This is a genomic window from Agreia bicolorata (assembly GCF_000938265.1).
GTDB classification, from domain to species: domain Bacteria; phylum Actinomycetota; class Actinomycetes; order Actinomycetales; family Microbacteriaceae; genus Agreia; species Agreia bicolorata.
Genome location: NZ_JYFC01000006.1, coordinates 13,545 through 25,272, shown reverse-complemented (window position 1 = coordinate 25,272; position 11,728 = coordinate 13,545). Strand labels below are relative to the sequence as shown.

Genomic DNA, 11,728 nt, shown 5'->3' with positions numbered 1-11,728 from the left:
GCCATACTCCGCACCTCAGTGCACCGCGCCCCGGTGGGTACGCAAAAAACCCGCCTGACCACAGTGGCCGAGCGGGTTTCACCGAGTGATAAACACACAGTGCGGAGACGGAGGGATTTGAACCCTCGGTGGGGTTTCCCCCACTCCACCTTAGCAGGGTGGTGCACTAGGCCGGACTATGCGACGTCTCCTTGGCTTGCGCCTCAGCAATCATAGCTGACGTCGGCCGAATCTTCGTTTTCGGTCTGTCGATCAGTAATCGAAGCCCTTGGTGCAGGTGTATTCGGCAGCGGATTGGCCCGTGATGCTCTTCGGAAGCACCGTCGCAGCCGAGCCGGCCTGACCGGCCTGGGTCAGGTCTGCGGCCGCATCCGATTCGACGGCCGCCGACTCGCCGGCGCCGGGGTCGGCCGGGGCATCGGATGCCAGGGGCAGGGCGTTCGGGTCTACCTCGGCTCCCAGCCCGGTATTGCCGGCTTCGGCGACGATCGGCTGGTCTGCCCGGATCGCGGCGAACATGGCCTCGGCGTCGAGAACGTTCGGCTGCACCTTGCCGGAGTACACGCCCGAGCCGCCGGTCGTTCCCGGATAGGCGTAGAACCCGATCTTCTCGAGCGGAATGTCTTTGAGGGCGACCGCGATCGACACCATGGTGTCGGGCGAGCTCAGCCTCGTGGAGACCTGCATATTACTGGCGGCAGCCTTGGCCAGGCCATAGAGCTTGGTGACGTCGGTGAGCGTGTCCGAACTCTTGATCGTTCGCACGAGCGACGACAAGAAGACCTGCTGCGAGCTGATGCGCCCCAGGTCGCTGCCGTCGCCGACGCCATGTCTGGTCCTCAAGAACTGCAGCGCATCCATGCCCGCCAGCTGGTGCGTGCCCGCCGTGAGATGCGTGTTCGTCCAATCGTCGTCGATGGGCGACGCTACGCACACGGGCACGCCGCCGACCGCGTTCGACATCTCGATCACGCCGTTGAACTGGATCTCGGCGGCGAAGGGAATCTCGAGTCCGGTGAGCTTCTCGACCGTGAGCACGGTGCAGGGCAGACCACCGTAGAGCAGAGTGACGTTGATCGGCTGCGCCGACATGGCGTCGCTCGTGCCGCCCTCGCCATCCGGGCATTCGGGGATCGACACGACGAGGTCGCGCGGAAAGCTGACGACAGAGGCGCTCGAGTGATCCTGCGAGATGTGCAGCAGCATCGTGACGTCGTTCAGATTCGACGTCTCATCGCCGTAGGCCTCACCCTGACCGGCACGACTGTCGCTGCCGACGAGCAGCAGATTCACCCCGCCCTCGATCGCGGCGATATCGGGCGGTGCAACGTCGGTCTTGTCGCCCTCGAGAGCGACGACGGTGAGATCCTTACCTACGTCCCACGTGGCGATCGCAGCGATCGAGACTCCGCTGACGAGAGCGACGGCCAGCACAAGACCAACGGTCCTGAAGAAGGATGCGACAACAGTGGATGTGCGCTGCCGACCGTGGCGAATCGCCGTCGGTCGAGGCGATGGCGTGCGGCGACGCGAAGAATCTGCACTCATTCGGGTCCTTTCACGCACACGGTCTCGGGTAGACCACGGTCATCGGGCTGGAATGGCGGAGGGCTAGGGATTCGAACCCTAGAGACATTTCTGCCCACCAGTTTTCAAGACTGGCTCCATCGGCCGCTCGGACAGCCCTCCATGCCTGGCAGAACCAGACAAGCCACGATTCTAACCGAACAGCATCCGTCGGTGGGTCAGGCAGTTCCTACAAAAACGTACGAAGGGCGACGGCCAGGCCGTCTTCGTGCACGGATGCCGTCACCTCGCTGGCCACGGCCAGCACGTCGTCGGGCGCCTGGCCCATCGCGACTCCGCGGCCGTATTCGCCTGCCCAGGTCAGCATGTCGACGTCGTTGCGCCCGTCGCCGATCGCGAAGACGCGGTCGCGCGGAACATGCAGAAGCTCGCGCACCCGCTCGAGACCCGTCGCTTTGTTTACACCGTCTGGGGCGATATCGAGCCAGGCCGTCCAGCCGATGGCGTAACTCACCTTGTGCAGGCCCATGCGCTCGACCAGGGAGAGAAAGTCCTCCATGTCGTGGTCGGGCGAGATCACGACGACCCGCGTCGCCTCGATGGTGAGCAGCTGCTCGAACGGCACGGCTCGGCTGCCCACATCGGCCGCAGACACGGGGAACGTGCCGTAGTAGCAGAAGTTGCCCTCTTCGTCTTCGACGGCGAAGCTCGCCTCGGAAAGATGAGACCTGATCTTCGTGAGCACCGGCCCGGGGCCGAACGTCTCGACGAACTCACGGCGATACCCCACCGGCGCGGTCGGGTCGCGCTTGAGCGTGATGGCACCGTTCGAGCACACCACGTACTCCGGCGTGATCGACAGCTGGTCGAGCATCGGCAGAGTCGATGCCACAGACCGCCCGGTCGCCAGCATGACCTCGTGGCCGAGCCCCGAAACCCGAGCGACCTCGTCGCGAACCGCGTCGGTCAGGGTGCCATCTTCGTAGATGACCGTGCCGTCGATGTCGAGAGCGAGCAGCCAGCGATCGTCGCCGGAGGCGCCATCCGAAAAATCGCCGGTCATTTCGGTTCGATTCTCTCGACCCCGTTGAGATACGGACGAAGCACTTCGGGCACGATCACCGATCCGTCGGCCTGCTGGTGCGTCTCGAGAATGGCCACGATCCAGCGGGTGGTCGCGAGTGTGCCGTTCAACGTCGCGACGGGAGCCGTCTTGCCGCTCTCGGTGCGGTAGCGGGTGTCGAGGCGGCGCGCCTGGAAGGTCGTGCAGTTCGAGGTCGACGTGAGCTCGCGGTACGCATCCTGTGTGGGAATCCACGCCTCGATGTCGTACTTGCGCGCTGCAGATGAGCCGAGGTCGCCCGCCGCCGTGTCGATGACCCGGTAGCTGAGGCCAAGATCCTGCATCATCTGCTCCTGGAACGAAACCAGGGCGAGGTGCTCCTCCTCAGCATTCTCGGGCAGCACATAGCTGAACATCTCGAGCTTGTTGAACTGGTGCACGCGCAGGATTCCGCGGGTGTCCTTTCCGCCCGAGCCGGCCTCGCGCCGGTAGCACGTCGACCATCCGGCGTAGCGCTTCGAGCCGCCCTCGAGGTCGAGGATCTCGTCGGAGTGGAAGCCCGCGAGCGCCACCTCACTCGTTCCCGTGAGGTAGAGGTCGTCGGCGGGCAGGTAGTAGATCTCGTCGGAGTGCTCGCCGAGGAATCCGGTGCCGGCCATGATCTCGGGCCGCACCAGCGTCGGAACGATGAGCGGAACGAATCCGTTCTTCTCGGCGCGATCGAGCGCCAGCGTCATAAGGGCGAGCTCGAGTCGCGCTCCGATGCCGGTGAGGTAGTAGAACCGCGCACCCGAGACCTTGGCTCCGCGCGCCAGGTCGAAGATGCCGAGCGTCTCACCGAGCTCCACGTGATCGCGCGGCTCGAAGTCGAACGAGGGGCGCTCTCCCACCTCGCGCAGCGTCACGAAGTCGTCTTCGCCGCCGGCGGGCACGCCGTCGATGATCGGGTTGGCGATCTGCCGAACGATCGTCGTGAACTGGGCCTCGGCATCCGTCGCCCGCTGGCTCGCGGCCTTGACCTCGGCGGCCAGCGACTGGGCCTCCGCCACGAGGGCCTTCTTCTCTTCTTTGGCGGCCTGCGCGACCTTCTTGCCGAACGCGTTCTGGCTGGCTCGCAAGTTCTCAAACTCGCCGATGGCGGCCCGGCGGGCGGCGTCAGCAGACAGTGCCGCATCGACCAGATCGACGGAGTCGCCCCTCGCTGCCTGCGATTGGCGGAGGACATCGGGATTTTCGCGCAAGAGTACGGGATCGATCACCGCTCAAGCCTACCTTTTGCCGCACGCGCGCCCGGATGGCCGTTGATGAACAACGCGGTAGCTTTACACTCGTGGTCACAATCGAAGAACCCGCCGAATCCCAGCGGGCTGCCGTCGTCTACAACCCGATCAAAGTGGATGTCACCAAGCTGCGCGTCGAGATCAACCGGGCTGCCAAAAAGGCCGGGTTCGAGAAGACCCTCTGGTTCGAGACCACGATCGACGAGGCCGGCCAGAACCTCACCCGCCAGGCGGTCGAGCAGGGAGCCACGGTGGTGATCGCCGCGGGCGGAGATGGCACGGTCAGAGCAGTGGCCGAAGGGCTGCGCAACACCGGGGCCGCCCTCGGCCTGCTTCCGAGCGGCACGGGCAACCTGCTGGCCCGCAACCTCGACATGGGCGTTCCCCACACCGAGAAGGCGCTCGGCATCATCTTCACCGGTCGCGACCGGGTGATCGATCTGGGCCTCGCCGCGATCACGAGGCCCGACGGCGACGTTCAGGAGCACGTCTTTCTCGTCATGGCAGGCCTTGGTCTCGATGCCAAAATGATCGCGAACACCAACTCGAGGCTCAAGAAGGCCGTCGGATGGCTGGCCTACGTAGACGGCGTCGGTCGGTCGCTGCCCGAACTGCATCCCGTGAAGTTCCGCTTCTCGATCGACGGCTCGCCATGGAAGTCGACGTCGGCGCACACCGTGATGGTGGGCAACTGCGGCGTGCTTCCCGGCGGCGTGCTCCTTATTCCGGATGCCCGACTCGACGACGGTGTGCTCGACATCATGGCGTTGCGCCCCGAGGGCCCATTCGGCTGGCTCAAGGTGTGGAACAAGATCGCATGGGAGAACGGGGTTCTGCGCAAGTCGGCGGCCGGTCGCAAGATCATCGACCTGTCTCGCGATGTGCGCTCGGTGACGTATCACACGGGCAAGGACCTGAAATTGGTCGTCGCTGAACCCGAGGAGTTCCAGCTAGACGGCGACGAGTTCGGCGAGGTCACCGCCGTGCACAGCTGGGTCGAGCCGGGTGCACTGCGTGTGAAGGTGCCTGCGTAGCCTCCGTTCCCTGAGCCTCCGAGGGTGAAATATCGTCCCCTCGGTGTGTTTTCGAGGATGAGATATCGACCTCGTACGAAATTCCTCGGCTGCGGCGGCTCAAGATGGCCCTTTCTGTCAGTAAATCTGCGACATTTTGGGCGCTGAAACGAGAGGACCATTTCTCTTGGCGAACACACAACCACTCACGACCCGGGTGATTCCGAAGTACAGAAAGTCACACGTTTTCGTCGATTCCATCCTCGACGCGGCACGCGCTATTGCCATGGGCCAGGAGGGGCCGATGACGACAACGAGGATCGCGGAGGTGGCAGGGTGCTCGGTCGCCGGCCTCTACCGCTACTTCTGCGACGTGCATGACATCCGCTGTGCGCTCGTCGCTCAGGACTGGTCGCTGTATGAACAGGCTGTGGAGGCCTACAGAAAAGACCACGTCATCTGCGCCCCGGCCGATGTCCTCTCGATGCACTTCCATATTCGTGAGTCCACGCTGCGAGAGGGCAGTGGGCCGATCCCCGCGGTGCAGCGATACCAGGTCGCCGACCGGCCCACTGAGAGCGACCGTATTGCGCGGCTTCACCTTCAGCTCGTGCAACCCTCACAGCCAGCTATAAACGAGCCATCGTTGCACCGCCATCTCGAACTCGTCGTGCGCCTGGCGGATGCCCTCATTCGGCGGGCCTTCACCATCTCGCCTGACGGAGACCCAGCCATGCTGCGAGAGTCGAAGCTCATACTCGATAGATACGTCACTTCTTACCTCTCCTTTACGGCGCAGCCGGCTGGGGCTTGGGGGTGCATTGACGTTGCTGAAATTGATGGTCACCGTGAGCGATAGGGGCACGCCTTCGCCAAGGAGACGGTGATCCAACGAGAGCATTGCCGGCGTGCACGCATGGTCGACGCCGCCGACCACTTCGTATCCCGAGACGAACACCGCGTGTCAAATTCTGTATATTTTTGCACTAAAAGCGATAGCTTGGTGTCATGACCACGACTAAACCCCTGACTCTGACCTCGGGCACCGCAGCGAAACGGGGCATCGGTTTCCTCACCTCGGAGGCGCAGGAGCGTCCGGTCAAGCTGACCTCCCACGGCAAGCCTGTGGCCGTAGTGGTGTCGGCTGCCGAATATGACGAACAGCGCCGGGTGCTGAAGGAGGCCGAGCTGAAGCTGCTCAGCATAGCGGCCAACCTTGTCGCCGATCGCTCGACCATGGTGAGCACCAACGTCGCGAAGGAGCGCCTGCTTGCAGCCGGGTGATCGTTTCCCCGACGATCAGGCCGAAGTAGTTTTCACCGATGAGAGCATCGAGTGGCTTATCGCAAACGTAAATGCCTCCGACCGTGAGGAGGTCTTCGACACGATCGTCGGCCTGTTCGTGTCGCCGGCCGGAAAGCACCGCCTGTCGAAAAAGCCAGCCACAAACCTCGTGGGCTTCAACACCGTTGAGGCGTGCAGGCGGGACTACCGCATCATCTATCGCGCTAAGACGCAGAAAGATGTCGGGACAGTAGAAATCATCACGATCGGACTCCGTCGCGACGATGAGGTGTGCGCCGAAGCACACGACCTTGTCCACTCCGGCAAACTCACTCCGGATGAGCAAACGCAGATCTGGGATGCACTTCAGATTCTCGGAGAAACGAAAGGACGCCTGGGGCTCGAGGAATGGGACTACGTCGAGGAAGCCGCCCCTGAGGGCCTGGTGAAAGCCGCCGTCGCGGCGGACATCCTCGATGAGGAATTCGCACGACTTCTGACAAAGAGTGAGCTCACCGTGGCGATGGAGGCAGCCTGGGCGAGCGGAACGCTCGACCGGCAAGCAGCCATGGTCGCTGCCATGAAACGGGTTGCCAGCAGCGCGACCCCGGAGCGTGTGTTCGCATCGAGGCGCGATGATCGGTGTGGCGCGCTACTGCCCTTGGCCAAGAAGACATGCATACGCAAGAAGGGTCACGCTGGCGCGCATCGTGGCCATCGCTAGTACCGAGAAGCCGGGTCGGCGAGGAGTGCGTCTCGCACGACGGCGCTGAGAAGTTCGGATGCGCGGTAGCCGACTAGCCCACCGCGGTCTGGGCCGATCAACTCGAGGTGCCGGTCTTCGCGCCACTGTTCGATGTCACTGTGTGTGATGGAGGCGAGTTCGACGAATATTGCGGGGTCGATTATTCCGTCTACACCGCTGCGGGATCGTATGGTGTCGCGCTTCACGCCGAGCGCTTCCGCTATGGCGGTATCTGTCAGGCCTGACCGTTGGGCACCCTCGATGAGATGCCTGGTGGTTCGGAAGGCGATGCGCCGGTCGGGGCCATGTGATTCGGTTTCTCGGTGTGACGCGGCCCGGAGAATGCCGATCACGCGGTCCTGCCCTCGCTTGAAGCCCGGGCCGGTGGGGTTCAGGGCTTCGTTCAAGGCCATGACTTTCCTCTGAAATGCCGGTGGGCCAGCGGCACATGTCCGCTGGCCCACTCGGTGGTTCCTGCTACTGGATGTCCTGGCGGCGACGGAGGAACACGACTCCGAGGCCCATCAGAATCGTCATCAGCGAGCCGAGTCCTGCGAACCGCCTGCTCATCGAGCGCTCCGAGAGCAATCAACGCGCGGGCAAGGATTCCCACGGTTTCGTGGTGGTACGTGGCGCTTCCGACGTCGGCCCGCCTCGTGCCTGCCCAGTCTGTAATGTTCGCTGCCGCTCGACGGTAGTTGAAACTGAGCGCGTGCCCCAGCGCCACGTAGTTGCGCACGTAGGGCTCCAAGGGATGCACCCCCCACCCGAGTGACCAGCGGTGCGCTTCTTCGAAGTACGGAATGGCTTCGTCAGGGCCCCGGGCGAGCAACTTCGTCGACCCCGTGAAGATGAACACCGGAGGGAGCACGTCGTGGAGGCCATCGAGCTCCTCACCGGCGTCGATGGTGCTCAAGATCGTGTCACCGATCGCCTCGGCTTCGGCAAACCGCCCGATCGCAAGGAGCGACCTCATGCGAGACGTCTTCACCCCGAGGATGTCGCGCGTCGCGGGTGACTCCTGGGAGGCGACCCAGTTGGCAAAGATCTTTCCTGCTTCGTCGTCGACGATTCTGAAGCCTCTGGCTACCGCATCGGCGAGAGCCCGGGCGTTGAGGTACCGCGGATTGGCGTTCAGCCACGACGCCGGCGCCTGCGACAGAGCACGATGAACACTCTCGGCATCCTCGACGAAAGTCGCGAAGAACGCGCCATCGATGAGCCTCCCGACGTCGTCCCACCGCCCTTCTCGGGCGGCGACATCCCAATCTGTTTCAGGAGAGTTCATAAGATCTCTTTTTCTATCCGCGGCCCGGACATTGGCTGCCACAGGAGGCCTCATATTTCGGGTGAGAGGCGAGTATTTGCTCAGGCGCTCAGGAAGACAACCGCGACTCTGCTACAGCCGGTGACTTGGAAAAACCAATACCGCACACTGAACACAGCAAGTTCTTAAAGTTTCCTGTATTGCCGTACGAGGCAACTACCCCGTGATACTAGCGGCATCAATAGCGAGCATTGCAAGCCGCAGAAAGCAACATTGTGCCTTCATGGAGGGTGCGGCTTCCCGGCAAATCGCGCGACTTCGAAAGCATGTTTCAAGAGAAAATAACTTATCTAACGAATTGTCTTTTATTAGATTCTCGCATCTAAAATTACAGATTTCGATCACTAGCTCCGCGAAACAAAACATGAACATAGCGTTTTGTTCTTATGCGTAGAACCTAAAAGCCAGAACGCATTTTTACTCGGAGTGGCGTTTTATCGTCGAACCCCGAAGGGTGTTTTGTCGTCAAATAATGACGCGCAAATCCGTTCGCGACTTATCAGCTTGACGTCGACGGCTCGCCCGAGATGACTCCGCGCAGCCAGTCGCGCGCCTCGATGAACACGTCGTCGTCGTAGCGAGGGATGTACTCAATGGGCGCTTTGTCGGCGCGCGGGTACGAGCCGAGAAAGATCACCTTCGGACTGAACCGACGCACGCCCAGAAGGGAGTCGGCCACACGCTCGTCGAGGATGTGCCCGTCGGCGTCGATCACGAAGCGGTAGCGGCCGAGGGCGTCACCTATCGGCCGCGACTCCAGCAGGCTCATGTTCACGCCCCTGGTCGAGAACTGCTCGAGCAGTTCGAGCAGCGCTCCGGCGCGATCATCCGGCAGCTCGACGATGAGACTCGTCTTGTCGGCGCCGGTACGCGGCGGAATCGTGGTGGTCTTGCTCACCAGCACGAAACGCGTGACCGCGTTGTCGTTGTCACCGATGTTCTCAGCGAGCACGTCGAGGTCGTAGTGGTCGACGATTCCGGGAGGCGCGACGGCCGCGTCTGCCAGCTCGTTCTCGAACAGCGAGGCGGCAGCAGCAACGTTCGACGTGGCCGGAATGTGCCCGTGGCTCGGCAGGTTCGCGTCGAGCCAGTGGTGGCACTGCGTATAGGCCACCGGATGCGCGTTGACGACCTTCACATCGCCCAGCGTCGTTCCCGGCCGGGCAACCAGAACGAACTGCACCTTCACGAGGTACTCGCCAACGATGCGCAGATTCGGGATGTTCGCCAGGGCGTCCTGGGTCGCGCTCACTCCGCCCTCGATCGAGTTCTCGATCGCGATCATCGCCGCGACACTGCGCCCGGAGACGACGTCGTCGAGCGCCTCGCCCACATTGTTGACGCTGCGCCAGACCTTGCCCCGGGCATCCGGAACCTGCGCGAGGGCCGCCTCGGTAAACGTTCCTCGGGGGCCCAGGTAGCTGTAGCTCTCGGTGGCGGCGGCGGGTTCGACTGCATCGGACATGGCTCAGAGCCTATTCGACGCGGCCTCTGTCGCCGCGCGCTCGTACGCAGGACAAACGGGCCGACATCGGGGTTTTCGCGCGCGGCGGGCGCGTTTTCCTGAATAGGAGCAGCATCTCCTGCCCTCAACGGCTGACGCAGGCCGATTCGCACGGGAGGCTCTCGGCGACTTTGTAGAGTGACGTGGGTGCGAAAACCGGCTTACTCCGAAGGCAAGAAAGATGAGAGCCTAGTGACGACGACGAACAACAGCACGCCGCTCACGACGGCACTCGTCGACCCACGATCAGCAGACGGTCGAGCGGTAGTGACACGCTTCTACACCGACGTCGTGGGCCGCTACTGGGGTCGAACTGCGACCGCCGCCGAAGTCGAACAGGCCATGCTCGACGAACCGAGCGATGACCTTCGCGGCGAAGGCGGGTTTCTGCTTCTGGTTCAGGACGGCGTACGCGTGGTCGGATGCGGCGGCGTGCGTTTCATCGAGCCAGGGGTCGGCGAACTCACCCGGATCTTCATCGACACGGCCGCCAGGGGCCGTGGGGCCGGTCGCACCCTGATCGACGAGCTCGAATCGATCAGCGCTCGCCGCGGCGTGCACACTCTGAGGCTGACCGTGCGCCGTGACCTCGTCGAGGCGCATCGGCTGTACCAGCGGCTCGGCTATGAAACTGTCGAGCCCTTCTCCACGTCTCCCTACGCCGACTACCACCTCGCGAAGAAGCTGCCGCCTTCTGCCGAGTAGACGGGAATTCCCGGCGGCGTGCAACTCACCGCTGAAGTTCCTTCTACGTCTCCGTGCGTGGCTTCGCTCGGGCGCGTGGTGCCATCGCGAAGAACAACAGAGCCAACGCTGCGCCCGGCACGGCGGCGATGTATCCAATCTTGTCAACGCTGAGATTCATCAGTCCGAGAACGTACATCGACGCATGGCCGAGCGTCGCACTGACACTCCAAAGCGATACTCCGACCGCCCACGTCAGCGGCACGCTGGCTGCGGCCATGACCATAAGCGCGGCCGGCCTGGTAGTTGCTCGGGCGAAAAGAGCAAGGCCGGTAAGCATGGCCGCCGGTGCAACGATCAGCAGCAACTGCAACTCTTCGGAGCTTCGCGCGTTCGGACTCGCCAGAACCCGGATCGCCGTGAGGACTCCCACGACCGCAAGCGACGTGGCCAGCGCAAGAACGACGGCGGTTGCAGACTCATGCGGGCGGCTCCCGTTGCCCGACGAGGCACGCTGTACCCATCGGAGGTCTCGGATGCGAGTGGCGCGCCAGGCCAGGTCGGCGCCGATCCCACGGAGGGCTCGCCAGGCCAGGCTCATCGCGAGCAGGCGGCGAGCAGCTGCGCCAGGCCCAACGTCCATGCTCTGTTCGTACAGGTCGGACGCGATCTCATCGCGCCGCTCTCCGGCTACGTCGAGGGGCAGTTCTCTCGTATAGAACGCTACCCATCGCAAGATCAGGGCGGTCGTCAGGTGATGCGCGATGGTGGAGCGCCGCTCGTTCATGGCAGCACCGGGATGATCGGGAGCACGGGAATGGTCTTCGCCCGCTTCGACGAGACAGTCGACGTGTGCGGTCTCGGCATGCTCCGTACCGTGTCGATTCCGACCGGCGTGATCGAGTACAGACGACGGCGAGGCCGACCCTCTCCTTCAGCCAGCTCAGCCGCTTCCCACCGCGATTCGAGCATCCCTCTCTCGGTCAGACGCCCCAGCGCTTTGTAGAGAGTGCCGTGCGAGATCAACGCCTGCGCTGGCCCCTCAGCAGCGACGGCGCGGGCGATCGAGTAGCCGTATGCATCGGAGTTCTCTGCGCCAAGGTCGACAACGGCGTGGAGCAGCGATAACTCCGTCGGAAGAATCGATCCCTCTTTGCGTCTAGGCATGCCAAAAGAATAGGAAGGTACCTTCTCAAAGTCAATCGTTCGAGAGTGCCACGCTCGTACGCAGGAAAAACGGGCCGAAAGCGGGGTTTTCGCACGCGGCGGGCGCGTTTTTCCTGAATAAGATCGGCGCCTCC

General features: G+C 63.2%; 13 protein-coding genes and 2 tRNA genes. 5 read left to right on the top strand and 10 right to left on the bottom strand.

Going from position 1 to position 11,728, the window contains the following annotated elements; translation table 11 throughout:
• Positions 1–102: 102 nt before the first annotated feature.
• The 5 genes from TZ00_RS13255 to serS all read right to left on the bottom strand — a co-directional run bounded on the left by TZ00_RS13255 (position 103) and on the right by serS (position 3,849).
• Positions 103–191 (bottom strand) — tRNA-Ser (locus TZ00_RS13255).
• Between the two features lie 61 nt (positions 192–252).
• Positions 253–1,548: an LCP family protein gene (locus TZ00_RS13250; protein WP_044442422.1), complete on the bottom strand. Its 1,296-nt coding sequence runs from the start codon at positions 1,546–1,548 to the stop codon at positions 253–255.
• A 53-nt stretch (positions 1,549–1,601) separates the two neighbouring features.
• Positions 1,602–1,689 (bottom strand) — tRNA-Ser (locus tag TZ00_RS13245).
• Positions 1,690–1,756: 67 nt separating this feature from the next.
• Positions 1,757–2,590: an HAD family hydrolase gene (locus TZ00_RS13240; RefSeq protein WP_044442420.1), complete on the bottom strand. Its 834-nt coding sequence runs from the start codon at positions 2,588–2,590 to the stop codon at positions 1,757–1,759.
• Positions 2,587–3,849 carry a serine--tRNA ligase gene (serS, locus tag TZ00_RS13235; RefSeq protein ID WP_044442418.1) on the bottom strand — a complete coding sequence of 421 codons (1,263 nt, stop codon included), beginning with the start codon at positions 3,847–3,849 and terminating at the stop codon, positions 2,587–2,589. The genes TZ00_RS13240 and serS overlap by 4 nt, the downstream gene beginning before the upstream one ends.
• Before the next feature lie 71 nt (positions 3,850–3,920).
• Here serS and TZ00_RS13230 point away from each other — a divergent pair, with 71 nt between their 5' ends.
• The 4 genes from TZ00_RS13230 to TZ00_RS13215 all read left to right on the top strand — a co-directional run bounded on the left by TZ00_RS13230 (position 3,921) and on the right by TZ00_RS13215 (position 6,891).
• On the top strand, positions 3,921–4,904 hold the full coding sequence (locus tag TZ00_RS13230) for a diacylglycerol/lipid kinase family protein (RefSeq protein ID WP_052521565.1): 984 nt from the start codon (positions 3,921–3,923) through the stop codon (positions 4,902–4,904).
• A gap of 166 nt (positions 4,905–5,070) precedes the next feature.
• Entirely contained in the window at positions 5,071–5,742 is a 672-nt protein-coding gene (locus TZ00_RS13225) for a hypothetical protein (protein ID WP_152631199.1), read from the top strand.
• A gap of 149 nt (positions 5,743–5,891) precedes the next feature.
• Positions 5,892–6,167 carry a type II toxin-antitoxin system prevent-host-death family antitoxin gene (locus TZ00_RS13220; protein ID WP_044442413.1) on the top strand — a complete coding sequence of 92 codons (276 nt, stop codon included), beginning with the start codon at positions 5,892–5,894 and terminating at the stop codon, positions 6,165–6,167.
• The gene (locus TZ00_RS13215; protein WP_044442412.1) at positions 6,154–6,891 is read left to right on the top strand and encodes a hypothetical protein; all 738 of its coding nucleotides are present in this window, start codon (positions 6,154–6,156) and stop codon (positions 6,889–6,891) included. The genes TZ00_RS13220 and TZ00_RS13215 overlap by 14 nt, the downstream gene beginning before the upstream one ends.
• On the opposite strand, the gene TZ00_RS13210 is transcribed toward TZ00_RS13215, so the two are convergent.
• The 3 genes from TZ00_RS13210 to pheA form a co-directional block, all read right to left on the bottom strand.
• Positions 6,888–7,325, bottom strand: coding sequence for a hypothetical protein (locus tag TZ00_RS13210; RefSeq protein ID WP_044442411.1), 438 nt, complete (start codon positions 7,323–7,325; stop codon positions 6,888–6,890). The two genes, TZ00_RS13215 and TZ00_RS13210, sit on opposite strands and share 4 nt — an antisense overlap.
• Positions 7,316–8,200, bottom strand: a complete 885-nt coding sequence (locus tag TZ00_RS13205; RefSeq protein WP_044442409.1) for a hypothetical protein — start codon at positions 8,198–8,200, stop codon at positions 7,316–7,318. The genes TZ00_RS13210 and TZ00_RS13205 overlap by 10 nt, the downstream gene beginning before the upstream one ends.
• 538 nt (positions 8,201–8,738) lie before the next feature.
• On the bottom strand, positions 8,739–9,704 hold the full coding sequence (pheA, locus tag TZ00_RS13200) for a prephenate dehydratase (protein ID WP_044442408.1): 966 nt from the start codon (positions 9,702–9,704) through the stop codon (positions 8,739–8,741).
• A 231-nt stretch (positions 9,705–9,935) separates the two neighbouring features.
• On the opposite strand from pheA, the gene TZ00_RS13195 reads away from it, so the two are divergent.
• Positions 9,936–10,448: a GNAT family N-acetyltransferase gene (locus tag TZ00_RS13195; protein WP_052521564.1), complete on the top strand. Its 513-nt coding sequence runs from the start codon at positions 9,936–9,938 to the stop codon at positions 10,446–10,448.
• Positions 10,449–10,491: 43 nt separating this feature from the next.
• Here the strand turns inward: TZ00_RS13195 and TZ00_RS13190 are convergent, their stop codons facing one another.
• Positions 10,492–11,214, bottom strand: a complete 723-nt coding sequence (locus tag TZ00_RS13190; RefSeq protein ID WP_044442406.1) for a hypothetical protein — start codon at positions 11,212–11,214, stop codon at positions 10,492–10,494.
• Positions 11,211–11,594, bottom strand: a complete 384-nt coding sequence (locus TZ00_RS18985; RefSeq protein ID WP_052521563.1) for a PadR family transcriptional regulator — start codon at positions 11,592–11,594, stop codon at positions 11,211–11,213. The genes TZ00_RS13190 and TZ00_RS18985 overlap by 4 nt, the downstream gene beginning before the upstream one ends.
• Positions 11,595–11,728: the final 134 nt, after the last annotated feature.

What these genes read in the sequence shown, in the direction of transcription:
- TZ00_RS13250 (WP_044442422.1), bottom strand. Translation starts at nt 1,548, where the DNA reads ATGAGTGCAGATTCTTCGCGTCGCCGCACGCCATCGCCTCGACCGACG.
- TZ00_RS13240 (WP_044442420.1), bottom strand. Translation starts at nt 2,590, where the DNA reads ATGACCGGCGATTTTTCGGATGGCGCCTCCGGCGACGATCGCTGGCTG.
- TZ00_RS13190 (WP_044442406.1), bottom strand. Translation starts at nt 11,214, where the DNA reads ATGAACGAGCGGCGCTCCACCATCGCGCATCACCTGACGACCGCCCTG.
- TZ00_RS13205 (WP_044442409.1), bottom strand. Translation starts at nt 8,200, where the DNA reads ATGAACTCTCCTGAAACAGATTGGGATGTCGCCGCCCGAGAAGGGCGG.
- TZ00_RS13210 (WP_044442411.1), bottom strand. Translation starts at nt 7,325, where the DNA reads ATGGCCTTGAACGAAGCCCTGAACCCCACCGGCCCGGGCTTCAAGCGA.
- pheA (WP_044442408.1), bottom strand. Translation starts at nt 9,704, where the DNA reads ATGTCCGATGCAGTCGAACCCGCCGCCGCCACCGAGAGCTACAGCTAC.
- TZ00_RS13220 (WP_044442413.1), top strand. Translation starts at nt 5,892, where the DNA reads ATGACCACGACTAAACCCCTGACTCTGACCTCGGGCACCGCAGCGAAA.
- TZ00_RS18985 (WP_052521563.1), bottom strand. Translation starts at nt 11,594, where the DNA reads ATGCCTAGACGCAAAGAGGGATCGATTCTTCCGACGGAGTTATCGCTG.